The sequence below is a fragment of the Lysinibacillus sphaericus genome (assembly GCF_000600105.1).
Classification (GTDB): Bacteria; Bacillota; Bacilli; order Bacillales_A; family Planococcaceae; genus Lysinibacillus; species Lysinibacillus sphaericus.
In genome coordinates, this window is the sequence record NZ_CP006837.1 from 2,506,215 (window position 1) to 2,530,311 (window position 24,097).

The 24,097-nt window shown below is 35.4% G+C and carries 30 protein-coding genes and 1 pseudogene; 3 read left to right on the plus strand and 28 right to left on the minus strand.

From position 1 onward, the window contains the following. Positions 1–25: 25 nt before the first annotated feature. The 10 genes from T479_RS11760 to T479_RS11805 all read right to left on the minus strand — a co-directional run bounded on the left by T479_RS11760 (position 26) and on the right by T479_RS11805 (position 7,285). Positions 26–361, minus strand: a complete 336-nt coding sequence (locus T479_RS11760) for an HNH endonuclease (RefSeq protein WP_025219677.1) — start codon at positions 359–361, stop codon at positions 26–28. Positions 362–366: 5 nt separating this feature from the next. After that, positions 367–684 carry a hypothetical protein gene (locus T479_RS11765; protein ID WP_025219678.1) on the minus strand — a complete coding sequence of 106 codons (318 nt, stop codon included), beginning with the start codon at positions 682–684 and terminating at the stop codon, positions 367–369. Positions 685–932: 248 nt separating this feature from the next. Then, the gene (locus T479_RS11770) at positions 933–1,166 is read right to left on the minus strand and encodes a hypothetical protein (protein ID WP_025219679.1); all 234 of its coding nucleotides are present in this window, start codon (positions 1,164–1,166) and stop codon (positions 933–935) included. A 308-nt stretch (positions 1,167–1,474) separates the two neighbouring features. After that, entirely contained in the window at positions 1,475–1,918 is a 444-nt protein-coding gene (locus tag T479_RS11775) for a hypothetical protein (RefSeq protein WP_025219680.1), read from the minus strand. 415 nt (positions 1,919–2,333) lie between these two features. Further along, complete coding sequence (locus T479_RS11780; protein ID WP_025219681.1) at positions 2,334–2,735, minus strand: hypothetical protein; 402 nt, start codon at positions 2,733–2,735, stop codon at positions 2,334–2,336. A 66-nt stretch (positions 2,736–2,801) separates the two neighbouring features. Further along, complete coding sequence (locus T479_RS11785) at positions 2,802–3,146, minus strand: hypothetical protein (RefSeq protein WP_025219682.1); 345 nt, start codon at positions 3,144–3,146, stop codon at positions 2,802–2,804. 53 nt (positions 3,147–3,199) lie between these two features. Then, entirely contained in the window at positions 3,200–3,415 is a 216-nt protein-coding gene (locus tag T479_RS11790; RefSeq protein WP_025219683.1) for a YozE family protein, read from the minus strand. 296 nt (positions 3,416–3,711) lie between these two features. Next, the gene (locus T479_RS11795; RefSeq protein ID WP_158497885.1) at positions 3,712–6,606 is read right to left on the minus strand and encodes a DEAD/DEAH box helicase family protein; all 2,895 of its coding nucleotides are present in this window, start codon (positions 6,604–6,606) and stop codon (positions 3,712–3,714) included. Between the two features lie 176 nt (positions 6,607–6,782). Continuing rightward, on the minus strand, positions 6,783–7,052 hold the full coding sequence (locus T479_RS11800) for a hypothetical protein (protein ID WP_025219685.1): 270 nt from the start codon (positions 7,050–7,052) through the stop codon (positions 6,783–6,785). Between the two features lie 32 nt (positions 7,053–7,084). Further along, the gene (locus T479_RS11805; RefSeq protein ID WP_025219686.1) at positions 7,085–7,285 is read right to left on the minus strand and encodes a helix-turn-helix transcriptional regulator; all 201 of its coding nucleotides are present in this window, start codon (positions 7,283–7,285) and stop codon (positions 7,085–7,087) included. A 144-nt stretch (positions 7,286–7,429) separates the two neighbouring features. Between T479_RS11805 and T479_RS22865 the strand changes: the two genes are divergently transcribed. Continuing rightward, positions 7,430–8,020, plus strand: coding sequence for a helix-turn-helix domain-containing protein (locus T479_RS22865; RefSeq protein ID WP_025219687.1), 591 nt, complete (start codon positions 7,430–7,432; stop codon positions 8,018–8,020). A 63-nt stretch (positions 8,021–8,083) separates the two neighbouring features. Then, positions 8,084–9,265, plus strand: a complete 1,182-nt coding sequence (locus tag T479_RS11815) for a site-specific integrase (protein ID WP_025219688.1) — start codon at positions 8,084–8,086, stop codon at positions 9,263–9,265. Between the two features lie 25 nt (positions 9,266–9,290). On the opposite strand, the gene T479_RS11820 is transcribed toward T479_RS11815, so the two are convergent. The 7 genes and pseudogenes from T479_RS11820 to T479_RS11850 all read right to left on the minus strand — a co-directional run bounded on the left by T479_RS11820 (position 9,291) and on the right by T479_RS11850 (position 16,128). Further along, positions 9,291–9,899, minus strand: a complete 609-nt coding sequence (locus tag T479_RS11820) for a YpjP family protein (RefSeq protein ID WP_025219689.1) — start codon at positions 9,897–9,899, stop codon at positions 9,291–9,293. A gap of 585 nt (positions 9,900–10,484) precedes the next feature. Then, entirely contained in the window at positions 10,485–10,922 is a 438-nt protein-coding gene (locus T479_RS11825) for a GNAT family N-acetyltransferase (protein WP_025219690.1), read from the minus strand. 529 nt (positions 10,923–11,451) lie between these two features. After that, positions 11,452–12,303 (minus strand): AraC family transcriptional regulator, encoded by an 852-nt coding sequence (locus T479_RS11830; protein WP_025219691.1) that lies wholly within the window; start codon positions 12,301–12,303, stop codon positions 11,452–11,454. Between the two features lie 142 nt (positions 12,304–12,445). After that, positions 12,446–13,330, minus strand: a complete 885-nt coding sequence (locus T479_RS11835; protein ID WP_025219692.1) for a nucleotidyl transferase AbiEii/AbiGii toxin family protein — start codon at positions 13,328–13,330, stop codon at positions 12,446–12,448. A gap of 589 nt (positions 13,331–13,919) precedes the next feature. Continuing rightward, positions 13,920–14,158 (minus strand): annotated as a pseudogene (locus tag T479_RS23735) (hypothetical protein). Positions 14,159–14,917: 759 nt separating this feature from the next. Further along, positions 14,918–15,709 carry a class I SAM-dependent methyltransferase gene (locus T479_RS11845; protein ID WP_025219694.1) on the minus strand — a complete coding sequence of 264 codons (792 nt, stop codon included), beginning with the start codon at positions 15,707–15,709 and terminating at the stop codon, positions 14,918–14,920. After that, on the minus strand, positions 15,697–16,128 hold the full coding sequence (locus T479_RS11850) for a BrxA/BrxB family bacilliredoxin (protein ID WP_024364685.1): 432 nt from the start codon (positions 16,126–16,128) through the stop codon (positions 15,697–15,699). Before T479_RS11850 ends, T479_RS11845 begins: the two co-directional genes overlap by 13 nt. Before the next feature lie 325 nt (positions 16,129–16,453). Between T479_RS11850 and T479_RS11855 the strand changes: the two genes are divergently transcribed. Beyond that, positions 16,454–17,752 (plus strand): Ig-like domain-containing protein, encoded by a 1,299-nt coding sequence (locus tag T479_RS11855; RefSeq protein ID WP_025219695.1) that lies wholly within the window; start codon positions 16,454–16,456, stop codon positions 17,750–17,752. Between the two features lie 50 nt (positions 17,753–17,802). Here the strand turns inward: T479_RS11855 and T479_RS11865 are convergent, their stop codons facing one another. The 11 genes from T479_RS11865 to T479_RS22870 all read right to left on the minus strand — a co-directional run bounded on the left by T479_RS11865 (position 17,803) and on the right by T479_RS22870 (position 24,094). After that, positions 17,803–18,468 (minus strand): M15 family metallopeptidase, encoded by a 666-nt coding sequence (locus tag T479_RS11865; RefSeq protein WP_025219696.1) that lies wholly within the window; start codon positions 18,466–18,468, stop codon positions 17,803–17,805. Then, complete coding sequence (locus T479_RS11870; RefSeq protein ID WP_025219697.1) at positions 18,465–18,881, minus strand: phage holin family protein; 417 nt, start codon at positions 18,879–18,881, stop codon at positions 18,465–18,467. Before T479_RS11870 ends, T479_RS11865 begins: the two co-directional genes overlap by 4 nt. 76 nt (positions 18,882–18,957) lie before the next feature. Continuing rightward, positions 18,958–19,233, minus strand: a complete 276-nt coding sequence (locus T479_RS11875) for a hypothetical protein (protein ID WP_081769896.1) — start codon at positions 19,231–19,233, stop codon at positions 18,958–18,960. An 80-nt stretch (positions 19,234–19,313) separates the two neighbouring features. Beyond that, positions 19,314–19,481 (minus strand): hypothetical protein, encoded by a 168-nt coding sequence (locus T479_RS23740; RefSeq protein ID WP_158497887.1) that lies wholly within the window; start codon positions 19,479–19,481, stop codon positions 19,314–19,316. A gap of 1 nt (position 19,482) precedes the next feature. Further along, positions 19,483–19,758, minus strand: a complete 276-nt coding sequence (locus T479_RS11880; RefSeq protein ID WP_025219698.1) for a hypothetical protein — start codon at positions 19,756–19,758, stop codon at positions 19,483–19,485. Positions 19,759–19,775: 17 nt separating this feature from the next. Then, positions 19,776–20,672: a hypothetical protein gene (locus T479_RS11885; RefSeq protein ID WP_025219699.1), complete on the minus strand. Its 897-nt coding sequence runs from the start codon at positions 20,670–20,672 to the stop codon at positions 19,776–19,778. Beyond that, entirely contained in the window at positions 20,669–21,373 is a 705-nt protein-coding gene (locus T479_RS11890; protein WP_052599485.1) for a phage tail protein, read from the minus strand. The genes T479_RS11885 and T479_RS11890 overlap by 4 nt, the downstream gene beginning before the upstream one ends. Next, positions 21,374–22,021: a phage tail protein I gene (locus tag T479_RS11895; RefSeq protein ID WP_025219700.1), complete on the minus strand. Its 648-nt coding sequence runs from the start codon at positions 22,019–22,021 to the stop codon at positions 21,374–21,376. It abuts the gene before it with no gap. Next, complete coding sequence (locus T479_RS11900; protein ID WP_025219701.1) at positions 22,014–23,129, minus strand: baseplate assembly protein; 1,116 nt, start codon at positions 23,127–23,129, stop codon at positions 22,014–22,016. Before T479_RS11900 ends, T479_RS11895 begins: the two co-directional genes overlap by 8 nt. Beyond that, on the minus strand, positions 23,116–23,433 hold the full coding sequence (locus tag T479_RS11905; protein WP_025219702.1) for a GPW/gp25 family protein: 318 nt from the start codon (positions 23,431–23,433) through the stop codon (positions 23,116–23,118). Before T479_RS11905 ends, T479_RS11900 begins: the two co-directional genes overlap by 14 nt. 4 nt (positions 23,434–23,437) lie before the next feature. Beyond that, positions 23,438–24,094 carry a phage tail protein gene (locus tag T479_RS22870; RefSeq protein WP_052599488.1) on the minus strand — a complete coding sequence of 219 codons (657 nt, stop codon included), beginning with the start codon at positions 24,092–24,094 and terminating at the stop codon, positions 23,438–23,440. Between the last annotated feature and the right edge of the window lie 3 nt (positions 24,095–24,097).

Consider the following 24,097-nt stretch of genomic DNA (forward strand, 5'->3'; position numbering starts at 1 on the left):
CGCAAAACTTTTTGACCCGGGGGTATTACCATTTCTCATCATCTCTCCATTTGTTTGGTTTACTGAACACTCGACCATGAATACGATTGTGGCAATCAACGCAAAGTGTTTCAAGATTATCTATATCGAGTGCTAAGTCTGGATGGTCTTCTAGTTCTTTGATGTGATGGACAACGAGTTGTATCTTCTTTCGTGTGCCATCATTGTTTAATTGGTTTGCATCATCGATTTGAACAAGACCATTACGTTTGCATTCCTGGCATTCCTTGTTGTCTCGTTTCCTTACTTCAGCACGCATTTGTTTCCAGTCACCACTGTCATAGAACTTACGCTTTTGTTCAATTGATTTGTATTCTTGCATTGTTGTTAGTCAGTACCTTCTAATTGTGTTGGTAGTTCATCCTTTTCAATTGGTTTACCGCACTTAAAGCAAGCAACAAATAAAGTTTCGTTATCTATTTCAATTTTTTCTTTTTCTTCACAGCCACACTCACATTGCCATGCATTATCAATAGCATCCAACTCATCAGCCAACGCACCTACATGCTTTGCGATTGCTCGTAACTTTAATTTAGATTTGTCATCGAAGTTCAAATCAATCGTGATTGTAGACTTTGGTTTTGATGGATATTTAATGTTCTTAGTCCATGTATCAACTGAAGCACCTTTACATTTCTCACACACAAATACATCAATGGCTTTGTCATAGGATTCATTCCGTTGAATATGTTCGCATATTAAACATTGACTCTGTATGAATCTTTTACCGCTTAGTTTCTTTAAGTCTCTGTAATATGGTAAGTTCTTATCTTTTCCTTGTCATAAGGCTTAGGTAAAACAGGACTACCGCAAATAGGGCAAGTTACACCATCTAAATGTCTACCTTTAAATACATGAGAAGAGTCATTCATACATTCACAAACTTGCATTGTTCATTCCTCCCCTTGTTTAATTGGTTCATCTAATATACTGGTAACTAATTTCTTAACAGCACTTGGACCAATCTCACTCATTTCGTTTGGAGTTGTATTACCTGCCAAATCAATTGCCATTACATCAAGTTTGCTAACTGATTCTTTTCCGCATAGTTCGATAAGTACTTCAACACCTATACAATCAGTAACCATAGATACTAATACAATCTTTTCAGCCTTTGTTAATTCCATTGTTCAGCCCTCCACAATTCATAGTCCTACTTGCAAAGTCCATTTAATACATCCATCGGACTTCAAGGCATAATAAAAAGCCTACACTCAAATGAATGCAGACTTGTAATCAATTTGTAAGATGAGACAGACAAGGATTTGCACCTTGTATGGTAAATTTCATGGTATCTCGTTTCTGCCCGATATTGCTGGAGCTTCAGCGCCCTATTACCAAGAGCCATTAGCTACACCACTACATTGCGTCTACCTATTCCGCCACTGTCTCGTTATAATAAAAAGCCACACCTTGTTAGATGTGACTTAACTAATTAATTCGCACTTAGTATTTGCTTTTGCATATCTTCAATAATCTGCTTATTATCTTTAATATAATCATCAATCATTTTATCAAGATATTTTATTCCTTGATAAGCATCTTCAAACCATCCATTTTGAATTATTTCTTTCCATCTCGCACCATTTACTTCGTTTGAATATAGATTTACCTTAATGAGTCCTCTGCCTATCTCGAAAGCATATAAAGTATTTTCTTTTTTTGAATAAGCTAAAATCGGCCCTCTTGAAGTATGATATTCGATTGATGGATGACAAAATTTATAGCCATTTTCTTTAATAAGTGCTGCGATTTCCTTCTTTTGATTCCATAATTCAATAAGTATTTTTTCTTGTCGTTCTACCAATTCTTTAATGTGATCTGCTAAAACATTTAATTCAGTGATTTTTCGTTCCACTTTTTCTAATGTTTCTGTCATAATAACACCTCCCATCTACCTACAATGATAGAGTAAATGGAATGTATTGTCATTATAAGAAATTTGATTCATAATTAAAAATTATAAGTAATAGGAGTGGTATCATGCAATTTATTAGAAACAAAATTATTGTCCCAATCATTGCAATCATTTTAGGATTTGCATTTTTATATGCCGTTGCATATATAGGAGATACATTATTCTCATAAAAAAGAGACTACCAATATAGTAGCCTCTCCGTAGTGTTGACGACTCCGCAATCGTCTTATTAAGTTGAATGCTTGTTTGTAGCAACACACGTACAAGCGAACGTGTTTATTATTGTAGATAATATTTTTTAACGCATTTCCGTGCGCTTTTTGATACTCTTATAATATCTCGATTTTTCAATAGATTCTATTCAGCTTACTGGGTGTCAGTAAAGTGAAAGTTTTATTTCGTGTGCGAATCGAATCATTTTAGCGATTTCCGCATGCTTCTTATAAATGTAACTGGCACTGTAGCTTAATTCCTCTGCGATGTCTTCAAGTGTCAGTCCATCCACATACTTGAGTTTTAGGATCTTGTGGTCCAATCCTTTGAATTTACTTATGAGCTTAATGAAATTTTCACGTTCTTTTTCTTTGATTTGTAATTCATTTTTAATCCGCTCAATGCGTTCTTCAAGCTTGGCACCATCTGATTCAGCGGTTAGTTTAACGCCTACTAAATCCCCCTCTACCCAGCGCTTTAATTCTCTCTGTGATTGTTCGAGATTAAATTCAAGATAGGCAATATCGTCTTCAATTCGTTGGTAATCCCGCAACCATTCATACATGTGCAGCACCTACCTTGTTTAATTGTTACTATTAGAAATATGAAGTAGTAATAAATAAAACTATTATCACTTTTTCTTTACTTTAAATACCGTGGGCAACCAATGATGCTTTTTATAATTATATGCCCCTGTTACAAGTGGAAGATTCAATACTTTACCATCAATAAGATAAACGAATTTACTTGTTGCTACTTCCTCTATCAATTCCTTTCTCTTTAATTCTGTCAAAATATTGATAGCCTCTTCATTCCATCCTCTCCAAAAAATAATATTTCTGTTTTCACTGCTACATATATCAAGATTTCCTTCGTAATTGAACTTATTTGCATCAAAAATTCGTTCGATTTCAATATAGCTTGTACCTGGATTTTGGTTAATGTAATTTAGTATATCTTTGTTAATTTGATTCATTATTTTTACCTCCATTTTTGTAAGTTGCTATCTTATTCCTGCTATTCCTTTTGTCATACGTTCATTTTTTGATTATGTTTACTGTATTCCTCCCATGCATCTTTAAACATTTGTTTAGACATCTCACCAGCACTATTTTCAACAAGATAGTTAAACATTTCTATATAACTGTTGGTGTTCGGAAATGTTTTGTCATTTTCAACACCTACTGCTAAACACCCGTATCTACTGTAATCTGAACAATTTAATAGCCAATTTTTGAATGTCATTTCTATTTCTCCTTTTTTATATAAATGCCATGCTTTATCGAATGAAAGTAAATTGTAGAATCCATTTTTTGAATGTTTGTTTCATGTTTTTTATTCTTTTTTATGTGTTTTTTGAACTACTCGGAAATTTCGAACTTAAAACGTCAACCATGCACCTCTCAAACCCTTGGTATTACAGTGTTTTCGATGACACTTATTGCGATATTTGTTTTATATAATAAGAAAAACTAACTAAGTAATAAGTGTCATCCGAAATCTAGTTATATCAAGGGTTTGCGGAACCTTCACTTGATGTTTCAAATTAATTGAAGTTCGGCTTGTTCAGCAGCTTCCAATCTATTTAATACACTTTCTATAACCACTCTCATAGTTTTGTTTTGCAATTGCGCATAGTTGCCAATCACTTTTCTCAAAGTAGCGCAATCCATATCGAACGAAGTAGCAATTACTTCAATATTCAATGGAGTTATTCGAGTAAAGCGCACTGTTTCTGTGCGCTCGTATTGTTTAAAAAAGAATTGCTTCAATACTTTTTTTACTTTTTCCACTTGAACACGCTGCTTCCTAGCAATTAACATCACCTGCTTTTCAATAAAATCTTTATCCAATGCTCCGCGCTCCCCTAATTTCACCAATTCCTTATAAATTTTCTTTGTCTCTGTAGTACGTACCAATGATTCAAAGTGCCAAATATCAACTAACCTTTGGACTTTATTGTAAAATGCGTAGGTATCAGCTTTTCTTTTCCATAGCAACACGATTTTTCGGCATATATTAAAATCCGTAATACCGTATAACCTTTCGATGCATGCATATTGTTCAGGTAACACTAGCTCCTTGAAATCACTCAGTATTAATTCATCACGGTCTTGAAAAGCTCGGAAAATATCTTTTGTAAACAGTTTTTCTAGATTTCCCTTACGTGTGTCGTGATCTAATTCAATAGTTTCCTCAAGTTCGGAGAGTTCTTTTTCAATAGTAGATAAGTCTAAGGTTTTATTAGCTACTGCTTCATTAAGATTTAATGTGCCAACATTTTTTTTATGAAGTATTCGCTCAATCGCTTTTATAAAACTCAATCTACGCCCTCGATAAAATCGTTCCTGTGCTTTTCCTGCTTCGTGACGTAAAAAGAAAGTATCAATTTTTACCGATTCGTTATCAGCGTATAAACCATATTCCTTTTCAATAATTGAAGCTCGGAAAAGCGATAAATCTTTTGAAGAAAATTCTTTATTTAATGTATCAGCAAAACGATTAGAAAGAGAGTAAATATAGTCATATGCACCATCTATGTTGAATAGTTCAGTTTCTTGATTTGTTGGCTTCTGCATAAAAATTGAAAAACGTCTATACTCATTTCTAAATCTATTAGAACACTGTTTTAATGTCGAAACATTAAACATATCCGAAAAATGATTTGCTACAACGATACATTCCCACTCCAAATTGTTAGCGATATTTAACCCATCGGCTATAACACTGGTAGCAAGAATTACTTGAACATCATCAGGAACTGTTTCATTTTCTACCAGTGATTTATAAGTTCTATTTTTCTTTTCAGCTGCACTTACGGTACGTGTAACAATTCCACGTTTTCGCAATAAATTATATAGCTTAGATAAATTTTCTTTTGACTGGACATATATTAATAATTTCCTTCGAATGGTCCAGGCTTCTATGAGTTGTACTAAAAGCGGAATTGCATCCTTTTGTTTGTCATATGTGTAAACCGCGAACTCTTGACATGGTGAAGATGCTCTCCCATTATCAATTTCTACAATTGCGTCAAACTCAGATTTTAATACATCATTTGTTGTGCCTGATAGTCCGATAAATGACGTCGCTCTCAAACTTGCATCATGTAAATTTGTAATAGCTTCATAGCGATAGGCTCGGCTATAATCCGTCACATACTTATGGATTTCGTCTACAATTAAACAAAACCTCGCTTTATTTGGAAACCAATCTTCTAGACAGTTCATCAAATTCGCTGCCATATCATATGTCGTAATAAATACTCGATTTCCGGCTTTCTGATAAGCGAATATAGCTTTGTAGATCCCTTCTGTTTCCCCTTTTACAGACAACACTTGATGTTTTTTTGCTAATTGTTCAACTAACGCTCTAGTTGGGACCGAAAAAATATAGAACTTATAGTTATCAGAACTGGCTAATTGTTTTGATGCCCCGATAAATGAAGTTGATTTTCCACTCCCAGTAGGGCTATCTACTAAAATTCGTTGTTTACGTTCAATTAGGTCAGTGGCTAACTCTATGGGTATATGTGTTTTTACTTTATGACGTTCGTTATGATACTGTTTACGAACATTTTCCAGCGCATAACGATAAGGTTTTCGTTTATATCCGTTTTCTATCGCATGGTAAACTAATGTTGCTATAGTCGCTTGCCCACTCGCTTGTAATGTTTCCCAAGATTTTGGTGATTGTTCACCACCTGAAACAATATCAAATAGCTGCCATCCTTCATCTTGAGTAATCGCTCCGCTATTTGCATGATGTTTGATACCTACAACAATTGATTTCCATACCTCACCCAAACCACTCCCTGTTGAAATATATCCAACCTTTTCTGCCATTTCCTTCAACTCTAAAAAAGTTGTTTTATACTTCATTTCAGTATCAAAAGACTGCTTTATTTTTTCAGCTTTTTTTACCTGCTCTCGTTTTGCCCTTTCTGTATATTCGGTAACATTTAAAAATGCTGAAAAGTCATTAATAACATAACCTTTTATACCGGTTCTGATTGGTAAAGTAGGATTTTTTGCTTGCCTATCCACTGGTACACCCAGCTGAGATAAATCATCGGCTAACAACTCCGTGACACGCTTATATAAAAATTCATCAGTTAAAGGTCTATCGAGTTGAAATACAAGTCTGTATCGATGCCCTTTGAATCCGTGATTGAAAGTATAGAAAAGACCGGAACATATATCTTTCAATTTGTTAAGAACAGCGTTCGGATCCGTTTTACAATTAATATCATCCACATCAATTAAAATTAGTGAAGATGAAACAAAACGGAACTTCCCTAAAATACTGCCATCCTCTTCAATCTCGAAATTACTCGGTATTATGGATTGACCACTACCACAAGCTATAAAAAGGTCGTTGATACTATACCGTGTTCCTGAACCAATGCGTTTGAAGTCGTTTGTCAATTTACCCATTTCGTGTTGTAGCGGCTGACTTGTATATTTTTTATGATGTATTGCAAAATAATGCTTAGGTAAATCTGCTAATATTTGTTCAACGGCCTCCTTGCGCATTGGTTCTCACCTACTTTCTAAGCCACGTCATGTTTTTTATTCCTGTACATACTCGCTCACCAAAAGCGTTTATTTTTTTACCACGATTCAGTTATTTCGCTAATTACTTCAAAAGCTTTTTCAGCTGGCCACCATCTTTTGCGATTCTTTTTAATCTCAATTGCTTTCATACGCACATTACTCACTATTTCATCCTCTAACCAACGTTTCGACATGCATGTTAATTCTGAAATTTTTTCTAAATCTACAAACCATAATTGGTTGTATACTATTGAACTAACTTGTTTTTTCACTTCATCTTTTACTAACTGCCCATCTACGACTACCTCTAATTTTGCTGGAATCACCTATACACACCTCGTCTTTTTCGCGTCATTTTTTAACTAAAAAAAATTTCTTCGATAGTTACATCACGTTTTACCAATCTCACTAATTCAAAAAACTGCTTAATTTCTTCTTCATTGAAATATTTCTTTCCATTTTCCTTATTCCTATAGGTAACTTCTGAAATTTTCAATTTATTTGCCATCTCTTTTTGAGATAGCCCTGTCATTTTTCTGTACCCTGAAATCAAACGCATACCAACCACCACCTACGTCTTTTTTACGTCTTACAAATTAATAATAACACATTTTTTTCTATTATCAATAATCTCGCGTCATTTTTAAGTCGTTTTTTTTCGTTACTTATGATATATTGAAAAAAACATTAAAGGAGAGGTATTGTGACAAACTTATATAATGAACAAGAAAAAAAAGAAATTGGCCAACGAATCAAATCCATTAGAAAAAGTATGCAATTGACACTAAAAGAATTTGGGGAAAAATTTACTCCTATCGCAAGTGACAGCATAGTTTCACGCTGGGAAAGAGGTGTGAGTATACCAAGTGAAGAACGATTAATACAAATTGCTGAGTTTGGTAATATAAAACCAGCATATTTAATTAGCGGACACCCATTTGACAACCTAACTCCAGAAGAACAAGATGGATGGATTGAACATGAAATCCAAGAACAAGAAAGAGAAAGTTATATTCTCAATTTTAAAGGAAAAAAACATGTTCAATTAGAGGACTTTATCAATCCTATTTTCCCTCGACATTTTTATATAAATGGGCATAAATTAGAAAAAGATGAAATCGAAATGCTAATCAAATTATTTGAAGGTAAAGAAAAGAATTACCCTTCTGATAAAGATATCGAAAATGAGTATAACTCACTGCGTGAAGATTATTTGGATTACTTATCAAGAAAAGAACAGAACCCTAAAATGTTATATTTTGGAGAATCAACACAATATAAATACCATAAATAATTTTAGAATAATTTCATCCCTACACACATGCTCACCAAACGCGATGAAGGGAATGTAATTACATTGGAATTAATTAAATCAACAAAAGAAAAAGAAGTCTATTCCTACCTAAATAATAAAGGTGAAAAATTGTGGATGTTCCGTCATAAGTATTATGATGACTTAACGGGCAAACGCAAAGAGAAGAAAAAAAGTGGCTTTAAAACAGAAAAAGCAGCTATAAAAGCCTTATTCGAAGTGAAGGCTCAAACGCTGCGAGGTGAAACTAAACATATAGAAAATGATAACTTAACTGTCGCTCAATGGCTAGATTTGTGGTTCGAAACAAGTAAAAGAAAGTGGAAAAATTCGACTGTAACTCAACGAGAAATAATTATCCGCTTAAATATAAAACCGTTATTAGGTTTCTACAAACTTCAAAAGTTGGATAAAGCCACTTATCAACGTGAATTTATTAACGTACTAGAAAAACAATATGAACCAGGTACAGTGCGGCAAGCACATTCAATTTTTTCAATCGCTGTTAATGCAGCTATTGAAGAAGAAATACTTCATAAGAATAAATTTAAAGGCGTAAGCTTGCCCTCTTCTCGAAATAAAGAAGCTGGTTTAAACATACTCACATCCGATCAACTAAGTGTAATGCTAAATTACGCAAAAGAATATGAAGATGAAACCTACTATTCAATTTTACTTTTGCTCTCTTATACTGGGATGCGAAAAGGCGAAGCGTTAGGTCTTCAGTGGTTGGATATTGACTTTGAAAAGCAAGCTATTAATATTATTCGGAATCGGACAATTCATGGTACTGGAACAACTAAAACAAAAAATAGTGAACGTAAAATCAAAGTTGGTAAGAATGTCATTGATCAGTTAATTCGTTATCAAAAGGTAATCAAAGAAAATTTGTTATCATACGGAAAAAAGCTAGAGGATGAGGATTATGTATTTCTTTCATTAGAAAGTATGATACCTATGCCACTGACAACTCTACACAAAGGCTTTAAAAGGATTGTTAAACGCGCTGGGCTAAAAGAATGCACCATCCATTCTCTTAGGCACTCACACGCTACTATATTAATGAACGATGGTGTACCAGTAAGGGCGATTGCCGAACGATTGGGGAACACACCTGAAATGATTTATACAACATATGGGCATGTATTGAGGGAAATGGAAGATAAAATTATCGACACTTTTGACCGCGCTATTGAAATTGGGGCTAAAAGTGGGGCTAATCTCTAAGAGACAGCCCCTAAACCCTTATATATCATGACAACCACTTCGGTGGTGTGTTTTTTTCCCAGTAAATATCACCGAGATTGTTGTGAGCCATAAAATCATCCTCGGCACTGTGATAGTGGAAGTTGTAGTAGTAGCCTTCTTGTGGGCGCTTTTCTGTACGCACATGGAAGCGAATTAAATCATTGCCTGTTTCGTTATTAACAATATTGAAAATTTTTTCACCATAGTTGCCACTTGGTTTTTCAGTAATTGTGAGATTTGCCATTGATCCCTCTTCAACGTTAGCCACTGTCATCGCTATTGCCTCTTCTATTTTAGGGAAGATAATAGAATCAAATTCATTGCTAATTTTAGGGCCGATTTTTGTTCCAAACTTCATATACGATTGCTCTTTCGCTGCGTCAATTAGAAGTGCTTCGTAGTCAATCGCACTTTGCTGTATTTCAGTTGCTTCATCCGCTTTTGCTTCGGGTTCAGCGGCTAGCGCAGTGTTTGTCCCAGGAGAAGGACCGATAGAGGCGCGATTCGAAGGGTTTTGATCGAATGCATCCCAAATTTCATGTGTTGGCGTAATTAATCCAAATGTTAAAAACGCAACCATAATTACGATACTTTTTTGAACCCACTTTTTCATTAATTAACACCTTCTCTTTTATGTACAAATTGGTAATTCTACTTATAATATAATACGTTCCAACCAATAAAAGGTTTCATATTTCTACATTTCATTGTACAATAATTTATGTATAAATGTGTCGTTTTTTAAAAGGAGGTACAAAGTATGTCAATCGCAATGGGTATTGGTCTTTTATTAATGTTAGGTTACTTAACTTCTTTATGCTTCACTGACTAATTTAGTTACTATGCATACCGAACACAGTTTGTATGTATAATGCCGTATCACTTAGGTTTTTGCTATTATTTTCAAATTTTTTTATTGCAACATGATGTAAATTAAGCTTCTATTAGGTGCTGTTAAGGGGCTTGGTAGGGCTAATCAAATACGGCAAACGCATATACAGAAATGTATGAATAAGAAAGATTGAAGCTCTTTGGCTTCAATCTTTTTTGTTATTCCCTTAACATGTAAAGCTCCTATTGAGTGCACGATTGCTATAAGCAAATAATTTTGAATGGACTTATGAAATCCATAATACAAAAACAATCGATTATTAAATACAACCAGGTACTTATTTGGATTGTGTATGATTAAGGACTTTTACAATTGTAAATTCATACTTACGGTTCTGTAACTAAACCCCATTTTTTCATATAGTTTTATCGCATGGTTCCCTACGTAAGCGCTAAGTCTGACTTCTGAATATCCTTCCTGTCTCAATTGCTCAATAGCAACATTCATTAATACTTTCGAAATACCCTTGCCTCTATAGGCCTCTTTTACATATAGCTCATAAATAAAGCCATTTAATTGTTCCGTAAATTGGTCTTTATTTTCACCAATTAGAATCCATCCCATTAAGTTATGATTCTCTGTTGCGATTAAATAATAGCATCTTTTATTTAGAAGTGGTTCAATAAGGTTCATTACTTTTTCATTGGTTGCCCTTACTCCGCCCAATGTACCATCAAATAAAGCTTGTGGCGAAAGCGCAATGATTTCATCTAGTTCAAAGTTGTTCGGCTTTCTAACTTCCATTCACACTACCTCCCTTCTCATTTTTTATATCTGATTTACCAATCTATTCCTATCATACCATTTAACCTGCTATTATCTAAACAAGCCTTTGCAAAGCGGTTGTTAGTAGAGCTATAGTGCTTCCAACAGTTTATAATAAAAAAACACCTACCGAAGTAAGTGTCAATATTTTATTTAATTGTTTTAGCTATTCGTTAGTGATTATCTTTTCAGACACTCATTAAGATTTTATTTCGTAGCTACCGCTTTTAATAATAATTGTTTGTTATGATCGGACATTACACGCCATTCTTTAACCTTCACTTTCATCGTGTCTTCACATCCTTTCAATGATTGCTTTCACCCCACTGTATGCAAATGAATGGCGCATTAAAACCATTTCTAGATTGGTCTAACATTTATATTTTACATCTCTCACACCTTACCTCGTTGTTTCTGTTTAGCGATTTTACTCAATAAAATAGACCACCCTTCGTAGAGTGGCCTTCTTCAACTTACATCTATATGCACAGTAAATTTGTTTTAAAAATTATTTTTGTAGGACAGGAACCCAAAGCTCATTACTAGGAATGCGATCAGGTGCTAAATAATTTTCAATGCAAGGCAGGTCTGCCAATTCGTATCCGGACGATGGCAGCCATTCAGTATATAAACGGTTCCAAGCATCCGTGATATTTGGGAAAACAGCCCATGTTGTATTTTTAGGGATGACGATTTTCTCCATATCATTGGGGAATTTTTGCGAATAGCGGCATCCCATAAAATAATCAAATTCTTCATCTGTAATTGCCGCTTGTTTGCCGCAAACACCTAAAATCCCTTCCATTTTGCATTGTGGGCTTTCCCATGACATATTTATTAATCTTTGTAACAATCCATTTTTATTCGCAGCTTCCCACAATTTAGGAATATCAATAAAAGCATCAGCTGTCCTAACTTCTTGTTTCACACCTACAATTTCAACTTCAACTTCTAATACTTCGATTCGATAATCCATCTCTACATCTCCTTTGATTGAAATATGAAAGGAGAGTCTTGGGATGGCTTTTAATTCAATCCCTTTCTTGCGAGCTAATGTTGGAGTAACCCCATGGAGGTTCTTAAAAGCACGGCTGAAGGCATCAGGTGAATCATATCCATACTTAATCGAAAGGTCAATAATTCGAATAGTGCTGTTGTTTTGAAGTTCAAATGCAGCTTGCGATAAACGTCTTCGCCTAATATACTCCGCCAATGTAAATCCTGTTATAGCTGAAAACATTCTAGGAAAATGGTACTCAGAACAACATGCTAATTTTGCTACCTCTTTGGCTTCTATTTTACCGGATAGATTTTGTTCAATGTAATCCATTACTCTATTTATTCTTACAATCCAATCCATTAATATCACTCCTTTCGCTATCTATCATAATTAAAAACAACCTACTATATCCGATATTTTAAGTCCAGAAAATGTCGGATAAATTAAAGATACAGATAAAAAATCCGCGAACGCTATTTGAGCTCGCGGATTTTTCAATGTTTTATCGCCAATTACCACATGTATAATCCCAATTTTCAAAGAATTCATTTTCTACTTCAATTTGATTATAAATTGGCCATAAAAATTGGTGAACAAGTTTTTGAACTTTAGCAAAGGATACTTGTTGCGTTAATAATTGTTGCCATGCTTTGTTCTTGCTTTCATCCAAATCAAAACGATTCGAGAACACTGGCGGATTTTTTTCAATTGTCGTTTTATGTCGTTCGAATGTATCGAGTATAGCCTCTTGTAATACACGACCTTCAAAATTTTGGGTACTTGCTAGTAAATAAATTGCATAATAATCTTTCAACGTTTCTTCTAATGTTGGGTATCGATATATGGTATTAAATTTATGTGCAATGATGAGCTCTGTCGGATACGCTAATAGTTCAGTTGACGAACTATTTAGCAATAATGCGGTTGCAATTTTTCGAGGAGCCATAGAAGCACTATTAAATAAAGTTATTATTATTTCTATGTATGTTGTTATGTGCCCTATTTGCGCAGGAATCCTAATTTGAACTTCTTCTTCACCGCTAGAGGATACTTCTATTTCATCGCTGACAAACGCAACCCCATCTTCGGCTACTTTCACTGTAGAAATTTCTTTGAAAGCATGTTTGATGATACTTTCTTTATTGGCCATTTTTTTGGCGCATAATGTAATTCCAGAAGAAGACTTTACAATATCATTGGTCAATGTCCCTAATAAAAATTCGCCATATAGCCAATATTGATCTTCATAGGAAGAAGCTGCCAGTCGAACTAACAACCTTTCTTGGGAATAGAATGCTACAAGTGCCTCCAAACTTTCTTGTTGTTGCTGAGCTACTTCTGCTAGTTGGTTCAATACACTTTTTGGTACTTCGTTTACTTGTTTCATATGCCACACCCTCGTTTCAATCTTTTTTCAGAATTTTTCAGTCAAATAGTATATATTTGATTTTTTAAAAAACTCCGCACTTTATTATTACTTATTTTCCCACAATAGTAAACGGTAATATAACCCATGATAATTTGTCGATATATGTCGTAATTTAGGAGAAAAAACTAAAAAAAACACCTAACTTTTTATAAAAAAGCAGGTGCTAAATCACATATACTTATTATTTTTATTCCTATCCGAAATTGGACAAGGGGTAGCCTCGCCTTAGCGGAACTACCCCTTTAGTATTTAATAGGTAACATTTCTGTAAATTGTAAAGTCTCAACCCAATCATCTGGGGAATATTATTTCGAAACGTTTCGTTTCTTCACCGCGGTAAAATTCCACTGTGTGCTCTCTAACTTAAGCAACGCAAACCCAACCTTCTTTTGCGTCCTTGCAGCCCCAAAGCATGCGCCAGTGTGAATAAGTATCCTAAAAAACAAAAAGCAGAATGCCAGATTACTGAAAGATGCTACCTAAAATAGCACGTTTTTAATTATAGCACAAAAAATTTATAAAGTAAAATCACATTTTTCACTATAAACTATGGCTTGGTAAAATAAATAGGATAATGAGCTGCACATCTTTCATTAAAAACGCAGGACGTTGACTCCATATAGGTTTGAATCGTCAATTCTTAGCATATTGTGCGTGCGCTTCATGGCATTTATAACAAGGATAATAACGCTCACAACAGGTAAATTTAAGTGCGATAATATCGGTAATGTACCTTGTTTCATAATCAATGACGACTCCAAAATAACCATCTAAACACCACCCCATTTAATAGTAATAAAAACTAGTACAATCAAAATCGTCAATCAAATCTTCTTTCCCATAGCGAGTTCAATATAGCTTGTACGCTCTTTGCCATCACTATAGCTTCTTGCTTCAATGGAATCGCGAAGGCGATCTGCCCTTTGAACAGTTGTAAACAATAATGGGAATAAAGAAAAAAACACGCTTTATAAAAGCCATTAATTGAATGTCAAGCCTATAGATGTTTGAGCTAGGACAATCCGTTGTAACTCAATATATTTGTTTAAAACAAATGGCAATAACAATCATTAAAGAAAATTGTTCAATTGGTACACATAACTTCGTAATAGTTTTAATAATTTTTTAAGCCCTTTTGCTAAAGCAAGTGGTTTTGTAGTTAGCGTTAAGAGTGAAGCTACACCATTAATAAATAGAATACTTCCAGACAAATCATATGCCTGCCGTAATGCCTTCAATGGATATTGACATAATGCCAAATGACCAGATCACATGCCCTTTCGTAAAGAACAGATGAAAAACGTAAATGTTAGGATGAAGAGTAAAGGCTTTACATCTTTAGTATGACTACAAGCGGATGAGAAACACGAGTGGCAACGAAAAAAGTAAGACAATATAGATAATTTAATAAAAGTTAACACAATTACAGGAAAAATTTTGCTAAGCCCTTTTTCTGTAGAAACCTCTTTTATAACGTTCATTTACGCTAAAATTTTTTTTACAAGAAAAAAAGAACAGACATGATATGATGTCTGTTCCCGTCGTCTATTGTCTCTCAATAACGCCATAATGAAATTTTGAAGTCAAACGCGTTAATCTGGAGAAATGATGTTTTTCAAACCAATCTGATTTATAATGAGCTTTTAAAACAACACGCTTTTTAGCCACTCGTTTCGCTTCTTCGACCCATGCATCAGTTAAAGTTACATGTGCTCCCGCTGCCCTAAGTGCCTGAAAATTATTCGATTCCTCAATAATTTCTTCAAACATTGGGTCCATATAGACAACATCAAATGCACTGTCTGGCTGTGATTTTAAATAAGCAACCGCTTCTGCTTGTACCACTTCTATGTGCCGCATACAGGCCGTTAACGGAAGCTCCGAGGTATCATATGTATTCATACCATGCGCTACAATAAACGCCACATTTGGATTCGCTTCCAGTCCCACCACTCTTCCATATTGACCAACAGTAAATGCGGCTAACATCGCATCAGCACCTAAACCGAGCGTACAATCTAAGACCGAATCGCCCTTTTTGAGCTGTGCCGCCTCTAAAAACGGCTCCATTTCTCCCCTCGCTACTCGCTTTAAGCGAAATGCTGCGGAATTCGGATGAAAGAAAAAGGGCTCTTCTGCGCCAAATGCATAATATTCATAGCGATTTTTCCCTGCTACAATGATATTCGCCTGAAAGTCCTCTGCAAGTTTACTGATTGAGCGTTTATGACGAGGGATAAAGGGAGCATCTAACTTGCTACACACAAAATCAGCGAGCATCATCGACAAGTCGTCTGGTCTGCCCGCTGTAGTGACAATTGTTTTTACTTCTCGCATGTCTGCTCTAAAACACCTGTTAAATGTGCAGTAATTTGCTCCACTGGGAAGCCTTCAATTTGTTCACGCGGAATAAAGTAAGCCAATTCCCCATCTTTTAAAATGGCCATTGATGGTGAACTTGGTGGTACATCCTCAAAAAAACCACGCATTGCAGCAGTTGCTTCAGGATCTTGCCCTGCAAATACAGTTACAAGATTATCCGGTTTAACCGCAGCTACCGCTTCCCGAGCCGCTGGACGAGCCAACCCTGCCGCACATCCACATACCGAATTGATAACAACCAAAGAAGTCCCCTTCGCCTCCGCCATAAATTCATTAACAGCATCCGCCGTTGTCAGCTCTTTAAATCCAGCCTCCACCAACTCTTCACGCATCGGCTTCACTACCTGTTTCATATATTCGTCGTAAGCATTCATGCTTTTACCCTCTTTCATATGTAATCACAAAGCCCATTATAGCAAGGTTTCTTACGAATGTACAAAAACTTGTTTTCGCCCAAATTCACATGTTTTCGGGAGAAATGTGACTTTTTCGTGACTTTCGTGACTTTTTTTGTGTAACGAGATAGCATTGGTTGTGGGTTGTTACACACCTAAAAAATGGATTTATTTCTTATTATTACTTCTTAATTATCAAAAAGTGTCGATTTTTATTATGGTAAATTAAATTATTAATGGTTAAAGTTGTTACTGCAGGGTATTTAGAACAATGCCCTTAGACATTTAGAAGGAGGATACATAAGTGATTAATTTGTTCAAAAAAGGGTTTTTTTATTTAGCTATAACATTCTTAGCCTTTGTTAGTATTGGTTTTGAAAGTGCATCTGCAGCAGACCTCGCTGATTACGAAGAAGGAGTAACAAATTTAAATAATACCCCTGAAAATAGTGCGGTAGTTGGGAGTAGACTTTTAAAACCTGAAATTGGTTGGAAAAGATATGATGTTCCAAACTCTTTGGTAAAATATACAAATATGCATTCATTTTCAAGTTCATCCTTATACAAGGGAACACGTATAGAAGGTACTGCTAAAGATATGAGTTTTACCTTCTTTTTTGAAGGAACTAAATTTATGTTACTTGACTTCATCTATAGTAATAGAGCGACTTTCTCAATCAATATAGATGGTGTTTCAGAATCAGCTTCGGCAAAAGGAGGTGATTCTAGCTCACAGACTGTATTCTACAAAAAAGTAGATTTGCCTTATGGTAAACACAAAGTTCAGATAGATATAACAAACAACATAAAGAATGAGTATTTTGCAATAGACGCTATTGATGTAGATGGATTTTTAATATCTGAGAATGATATTCCTAATACAGACTCCATTACTTTAGACAAAAATAATCTAGAACTATCTGAAGGTGAAGCAAAAAAGCTTACTGCTGTAGTTACTCCAGACAGCGCAAATATTATTTGGACAAGTAGTGATGAAAGTATTGCTACTGTAGACCAAAACGGTAAAGTAACTGCTATTAAAGAAGGCGTGATTACGGTCACAGCACAAATAGCAAATACTAATATTACTGCGAACTGTATTGTAACTGTTAAGAAGCAAGGAAGTCTAGAAACTGAATCTATCACATTAAATAATAATACACTTGAGCTATTAGAAGGTAGCAAAGATAAATTAACAGTAACGATACATCCAGAAAACACCTCAAATAAGAAAGTCATTTGGACAAGTAGTGATGAATCAATTGCCACTGTAGATCAGGATGGAAATGTGACTGCTATTCGTGAAGGCCAAGCAATCATAACTGCAAAAATAGAAAACACTGATATTGCTGCTTCTAGCACTGTGATTGTTAAAAAACCAATTAATGAATCTTCTAGTGCTATCCTTAGTATCACACTAGTAAACGGTATTACAAAAGAATATGATGTTACTAATACTGTTTTAAATAATTACTTGAATTGGTTTGAAAGTGCTCAAGGTACTTCAACTTTCAAATTCACAAAAACTATCTCACCTTATAAAAAAGTAACTGAATATATTGTACACGACAAGATTGCTTCATTTGAAGTAAGAGAGTATTAATCAAGAGACCGCCCTCCACAATGATTAAGTGGTAGAGCGGTCTTTCTATTTTATTTATTACGTCTTTGCTGAATCGTAATATACAAACCAATCAAACGATCCGTTGTCATAAGACCATTTTGCAAATCTTTCAAATGTGAAGCTTGAACAATACCATCCTTTACAGCCTGTGCAATAAAGTTCTCTGTTTCAGTTCTCATCGCTGGTGAACCAGGATTCCAAATTGTATTTGCCACTTTGATTTCCTCCTTCTTGTCTTTCACAATTAATTGGACTTTCAATTTGCTGTTACTTGGTACAATTACTTGTCCTTCTAATTTGTAGCCTCTAGGCATCTTCCAATTCTGTTTCACTTCAAAATGTGGACGGTCAATTCTGCGTGCCCAATCACCGCCCCACGTAATACCTAACTTACGAGCGATTGCCCCGACTTTTGTTAATGTATCTACATCATATAAGGATTTCGGGGGAGCTACGGCAATGTCCCATGCTAATCGTGAAGTGTGATTGCTTATGAGTGTCCACGTTACAATTTTGCCTGGTCTTGTACGCCCCTGCCGATACAAATAATTTTGGCGTGCTTGCGATCGGTAAGTTTCCGTGACGAAGATATTTTGAATTCCTGCTTTATAACACTCTTGAAATAACAATCTGCAAGCCGTTTGCGCTACTGATAGTAATTCGCCTAAATCTCGGCATGTTGTTGTAACACTCATTGTTTATCATCCTTTTTATCATCGTTGTCGATTTGTAGCTGTTTAAAAGCGTTCGTTAAAAACTTTGGTACTTTCAAACCTAACTTTCCAAGATTCTCAATCATACTGATTCCTTCCATACCAATTAGAAAAAGAATCATGGCATTGCGCATAAAGTTCCCACTCTCTGTTGCTAAGTCCAGTTGTACTGCAGCAATCACCATCAAAATCATGGCCACTTTTTTAAACAGTCCGATTAATGCTTTTCTGCTATCAACGTTTTTCACAACAAACGCAACCATAACGCCTAAAATATAATCAATCGCCATAAAGATAGTGAATGCTTTGATTAAATGGTCAATGCCACCAACAAAATAGGCGACCCCTGCCACGGAGCCGCCTACAAGTGATGTATATAATGTGTCTGTTTTCATTGGATACCTTCCTTATGCATAAAATAGCCCTCCACTAATGTTAGTGGAAGGCAATAAAATTATTTTTAGTTAAAATTTATTTAGACAGAGCATGGAATTGTTCTTTCGCGAAAATCCCTTCTTCAATGGACATTTTCAACAATTCAAACAAACTTTCTTTTTCTAAATCTAATGCACTCTTAATAAATCTCAATACACCATTCTCATTTATTTTATACCAGGCGAAACGAACTTCAATTCTTTTAAGGGCTTTTACATAAATTTCTTCAATTGCATATACATTTTCTCCATCCTGAATTTTAACTTGTTTCAAGATATCGCAATACTCAGTTGATTTAACGATATTTACCACAAACTTCACTCCTTTCATTTTCAATGTAATCACAAAGTAGTAAAGTTTGCTCTAATAATTTTTTGACAATAAAAATAACGCTAAGCATCTGCTTGCGTTTGTTGTGCATCCATTATGGTTAATAACTCTGTGTATTCTTGATCTTCCAATTGATTATTAGCATAAAAGACATTTACCTTATTCAACATTGCCGCATGTCCATAACGTTTACGGTCAATTAAAAACTTACATAATTCAAATACCTTCATCTTATTTTCCTCCTAATCCTAATTCAGATCTTGATACTAGGTACTCAACATTTAAGAGTATTTGTGCTTGCATTTCTTCTAATGTTGGTTGTGATTTCATTGGTATTGGATTGGGTATAACTGGGGCTGTAAACTCGCCTGTTTGTCTATTATAAGTACTTCCCATTACAACTTTTAAATCATTAATTAATATCATGTTGTCATTATCTATTTCTCCACTCAATTGACTAATACCAATCACGACACTATTTTCATCTAATTGTATATAGTTAAACATTTTTTTCACTTCCTCTATCAATAGAATTCTATTACTTGCCATGCACAATCTATAAAAATAGATCTGATACTAGTAGAATTAAGTGATTGGAAGCTAATAGTACTGGAATTGAGATATGCATCATTTTCCAAATGAATAATACGAATATCAGCACCATGCGTTTCTATTCTAGCTGTACCATTAATTATTAATAATGATTTTGAAGTGTCCACACGTGATATCGGTATTGTGTAGCCACTATTACCATAAGCAGCAGTCTTTCCTCTTTGGACAGACTTTACGACACGACTACTTCTTAATGTGGTTACAACTGTTGCTACATTATTATTTACTGTACTTAGATGATTTTGAACACTTGTTACATTTCTATTTATATTATCTACACTTGTTTTAGTGGAATCAGCAACCGCCTTAATACTATCTAAAGTTTCTTTCGTTGAATCTGTAACGGTTTTTATGTTATCTACAGTTGTTTTTGTTGAGGATACATTTGTATTAATTGTATTTACGTTACTGTTAATTCTATCAACACTTGTATTTATCGTATTGACATTCGCATTCACTCTATTTACATTTGTACTTACTGTGTTTGTATTCGTGTTTATGGTGTTTACACCATTCAATAGCTGTTGCTGTTTTGTTGAGGTATCGGCGACATTTGAAGTCAACCAATTCAATTTCGCATGGACATTTGCGTTCGTAGCGCTATTGGCTGCTGTTGTCGGTGCTCCTACATTGGTACTTATCGTATTGACGTTCGTATTTATTGTATTTGCTCGCGTATCAATCGTATCAGTTTTTGTCTTTATCGCATCCGTTGTTGTTTTAATAGCATTGACAACCGTACGAATGTTATCTACAACAGCCTTTATAGTCGTTTGCACTGTTTTCGTTGCTAAGTCAATGATTTTCAAGTTGTCATCTCCTCATAAATGATTTGTGGTTCACCATTTACTGTACGAAAACCCCACCGATATTTCACACCGTTGTCCATAAACACATGTGGCATACTTTCATCCAAATGTGCAGTAATATTGCTACTAACTTTATTGACTAGCTCTACAATATTCTTCGTATTCTTCCCTTCATTTTTATTAAATTCGTCTATTTTGTCGAGAATTTGCGTAGTGTTTTGTGTTATAGAGGATACTTTTTCATCCACATATTTTTTACTAGCGAATATTATGGCAGGATCAACTTTTAAAGTTACTGCATTTGCGTTAGACACTTCTAAAATCATCCGCAAATATAAATCTTTTAAACTTCCTTGTTCCGCTGCGGGCTTATAGGTTTCCGGAACCTTTCCGATAGCTAAAAGAACGCCCGCTGGATTGAAAACACCGATTTCCCTTATACTAAATCCTCCTGCTGTTGCAGGAATCACAGCCTCTATAACTAACCAGTTTGGATTCTTTTCATCAATTGAAATCGAATTAATAGGTCCTCTCCAAACTTCATTAGCAAGCTTTGTAGCAGCAGCTACAGGATTATAATAAGCGCCATTACTATCACCTACAGCTATAGTAGAAAAATCTACTTTACTTTGAGAAACCTGTGCATTTGCAAATGCTGCTATACCAGCGTTCGTTAAAACTGTATAAAAATTTTCAGCCATCTAATTACCCCCTTTTGGGAAAATCGTTGTTGTATCAAAGAACTGGTGTCCTGTTCCAAAACGATAAGTACCTTTTGTATCAATATTTGTGATTTGCCATGGAAACACCGATATTTCTTCACCAAAAATTGAACAAGCTCCTACTTGCGTTTTACCATTTGTAGTAAAGAAAACATCTATTTTTTCTAAATGTGAACGGATATTTTTATATTCATTAATCATCATAATTAGTGAATTAAGCGTTTCCTCACTAACACTTTTATACTTGATGTTAACTTCAATCTTAAAGTAATAAGGTTCTCCTCCGTACTGGAACCATTCTTTTAATTTACTATCAAGAGCAAGCTTATTAAATACTAGATGAATAGCTGCAGGCGTACCCTTTTTACGATGCAAGCTAATTGAAGATTTCACTAGATTTCTCTTCTGGTCAATCGGCAAATTAGCCTGATAGAAATCAACATGCTTTTCAAATGCTAATAAATCAAGTAACTCATCCGGCATCTCATCAATATTGACTAAATTGCTAACAACTCCAGCTTCCTGATAAGCTTGTTTTAATTGTATTTCAGCAGCCTCTGCAATGGCTTCAAGCACAGGGTCTTGTCGTAAACTATAGGGCAATAATTTCAAGATGTCACTAGTCATTTGTTAGCCCTTTAAACGTTATTTCTGTTGATAATTCATTTGCAACCTCAGTATCTGCAATTTCAATAAACATGGGTGAACTTACCGATACACGCGCTGCCCCTGCTTGTTTTAGACGTGCTATAAGCTCAGAAATATCCACGTCTCGACCCATTTTTGAACGTTGCCATTTCAGATAACCCTCAAAAGCTTGATTTACTTGCTTTTCGATGATAGGAGAAACTATACTGTTTTGATTTGCAATCCAATACTCTACTGATACTGTGTAATTAACAATCGATGGTGCTTTGACTAATACCTTGTCAGTTAATGGTCGAATTTGGTTATCTCTCATTTTGGTTTCAACTAAAGTCAACTCTTCTTCTACCGGAAGCTTTCCGTTTGCCATAAGAATATAGACATGCACTTCTCCGCTTACCGGTGATTCTACTTTTACATCACTTATATTTTGATTAGCGGCTTTTGCCCAATAAATATAAGCACCTTTGGGACCAGCTACGGAGAAACTTTCAGGTGCTAATCGAATTCGTTCTGCATACGCATCATCACTTTCCTCCTCTGCACCACCACTAGTAACGGTCGTGTTTTGGACGGATTTCACATAAGGTAAAGGATCTACTAACGTGGCGATTTCACCAACTAAAAAGCCATTGCCGATTTCACCTGGCTCCGTACAAGTGGCTTCAACTGGATATAGGTGGGTACCTGGCGCGATGATATGTGCCTCCTTTGTCTGAAAATAAACATCGCCAACCTGATACCTTGTTCCCGAAGGAATTGTCAGGGCATCCACACGATCTTCTTCTAAACTAAAAGCCATTGTTGTCCGTGCATATTTCGCTGGTAGACGTTGCGTAGACATTTCTGCCCCCATATGATCAAGCATGTCATCCTCGGCATATGACAAGCGATTCTGACGTAAACCGTGTTCTAATTTGTTGCGCTCTATCGAAACAAATGCAGCCAATGCCTGAATAAATTTCAACCTTGGATCCGCACGCTGCAGAGTTAGCCCTGTTTTTTCTCTAACATGCAACAACATTTCACTTTCAATTTGCTCGGGTGCTTTTTCTAAAAAATATAAATCAGGTAAATTAAAACGACTCATTAATGCTCACCTGCACTTTGGGCGTTAAACGTCCTTGAAGACCATCTCCTAGAACATCCACAGCTTCAACGATTGCTCGTGGTTCAAATTTGTGAATCGCTTCGGTTAAATTGGCCACTATTCTTGCTTTTGCAATCGGAATAGGCGTATCAATTACCGTCTTATCCCATCCAAACTCACGGTCCAGTGGGCAACTCATACTAGCTGTGGCCATAATAAAAGCGACATTCTGTAGAATCTCCTCTACACCTGTCGCTCCAAAATCGATTGTTTTCATTGGTTCTATCGGCTCAACTTCGTACATAACATCACCCTTTCTTAAAAGTTGAGTAAGCGTTATTCGCTGTAATATATTTGCCTCCACCAAGGCTATACCAACCATTATTCACACCGTAAACAGTCAATTGCTGATTTTTCATGGCATACCCTAGCACCTTATGTTGGGCACCTGGGCCACTTCGTATATGGACTGATTTCACCGTAATGGTCATCGTTCCGAGTGCTTTTTTATTACTGGTAGCTGCTTTTTGCTGCGTGTTTGCTGTTGTTTTTTTAACGACCGTTTTGCTTTGCACATACTCTTTTAAAGACACTGTTACTTCTATAGAAAACACATTTCCTGTTGGATCAATATTTCGTAAGCCTGCCGATAACTCCGCTATTACAAATTTATTAGGTGCGATTGGTTTTTGTCCTAAGATAAAGTGATGTGCTTCACCTTTATGTTGCATGTTCTCTAACTTTGCTAGTTCTTTCACAGGGTTAATGCCTTGTTCAGCACGCAATAAAAGGTTGTACGTGATATCCGTTAGCCCCGGACCATTAAACTCTAATTTTGTTTTGTTGCCTTGAATATCGTGCTCGTCCCACTTGGCACTGCTTTTTTTCTCTAAATCATAAAATGTCAGGGTTTTATCCGTGGAAACTTCAAATAGTACATCGCCAAAGCTACCGATTGTCGCCATTGC

Excerpts from the sequence above, each read along its gene's own strand:
- T479_RS11895 (WP_025219700.1), bottom strand. The coding sequence starts at position 22,021 with ATGACTAGTGACATCTTGAAATTATTGCCCTATAGTTTACGACAAGAC.
- T479_RS11890 (WP_052599485.1), bottom strand. The coding sequence starts at position 21,373 with ATGGCTGAAAATTTTTATACAGTTTTAACGAACGCTGGTATAGCAGCA.
- T479_RS11845 (WP_025219694.1), bottom strand. The coding sequence starts at position 15,709 with ATGCGAGAAGTAAAAACAATTGTCACTACAGCGGGCAGACCAGACGAC.
- T479_RS11820 (WP_025219689.1), bottom strand. The coding sequence starts at position 9,899 with ATGAAAAAGTGGGTTCAAAAAAGTATCGTAATTATGGTTGCGTTTTTA.
- T479_RS11770 (WP_025219679.1), bottom strand. The coding sequence starts at position 1,166 with ATGGAATTAACAAAGGCTGAAAAGATTGTATTAGTATCTATGGTTACT.
- T479_RS11870 (WP_025219697.1), bottom strand. The coding sequence starts at position 18,881 with ATGAAAACAGACACATTATATACATCACTTGTAGGCGGCTCCGTGGCA.
- T479_RS11825 (WP_025219690.1), bottom strand. The coding sequence starts at position 10,922 with ATGGAAGTTAGAAAGCCGAACAACTTTGAACTAGATGAAATCATTGCG.
- T479_RS11790 (WP_025219683.1), bottom strand. The coding sequence starts at position 3,415 with ATGACATTCAAAAATTGGCTATTAAATTGTTCAGATTACAGTAGATAC.
- T479_RS11780 (WP_025219681.1), bottom strand. The coding sequence starts at position 2,735 with ATGTATGAATGGTTGCGGGATTACCAACGAATTGAAGACGATATTGCC.
- T479_RS11775 (WP_025219680.1), bottom strand. The coding sequence starts at position 1,918 with ATGACAGAAACATTAGAAAAAGTGGAACGAAAAATCACTGAATTAAAT.
- T479_RS11905 (WP_025219702.1), bottom strand. The coding sequence starts at position 23,433 with ATGTACGAAGTTGAGCCGATAGAACCAATGAAAACAATCGATTTTGGA.
- T479_RS11830 (WP_025219691.1), bottom strand. The coding sequence starts at position 12,303 with ATGGATTGGATTGTAAGAATAAATAGAGTAATGGATTACATTGAACAA.
- T479_RS22870 (WP_052599488.1), bottom strand. The coding sequence starts at position 24,094 with ATGGCGACAATCGGTAGCTTTGGCGATGTACTATTTGAAGTTTCCACG.
- T479_RS11785 (WP_025219682.1), bottom strand. The coding sequence starts at position 3,146 with ATGAATCAAATTAACAAAGATATACTAAATTACATTAACCAAAATCCA.
- T479_RS11760 (WP_025219677.1), bottom strand. The coding sequence starts at position 361 with ATGCAAGAATACAAATCAATTGAACAAAAGCGTAAGTTCTATGACAGT.
- T479_RS11880 (WP_025219698.1), bottom strand. The coding sequence starts at position 19,758 with ATGTTTAACTATATACAATTAGATGAAAATAGTGTCGTGATTGGTATT.
- T479_RS11900 (WP_025219701.1), bottom strand. The coding sequence starts at position 23,129 with ATGAGTCGTTTTAATTTACCTGATTTATATTTTTTAGAAAAAGCACCC.
- T479_RS11795 (WP_158497885.1), bottom strand. The coding sequence starts at position 6,606 with ATGGGTAAATTGACAAACGACTTCAAACGCATTGGTTCAGGAACACGG.
- T479_RS11835 (WP_025219692.1), bottom strand. The coding sequence starts at position 13,330 with ATGAAACAAGTAAACGAAGTACCAAAAAGTGTATTGAACCAACTAGCA.
- T479_RS11865 (WP_025219696.1), bottom strand. The coding sequence starts at position 18,468 with ATGAGTGTTACAACAACATGCCGAGATTTAGGCGAATTACTATCAGTA.
- T479_RS23740 (WP_158497887.1), bottom strand. The coding sequence starts at position 19,481 with ATGAAGGTATTTGAATTATGTAAGTTTTTAATTGACCGTAAACGTTAT.
- T479_RS11805 (WP_025219686.1), bottom strand. The coding sequence starts at position 7,285 with ATGCGTTTGATTTCAGGGTACAGAAAAATGACAGGGCTATCTCAAAAA.
- T479_RS11850 (WP_024364685.1), bottom strand. The coding sequence starts at position 16,128 with ATGAATGCTTACGACGAATATATGAAACAGGTAGTGAAGCCGATGCGT.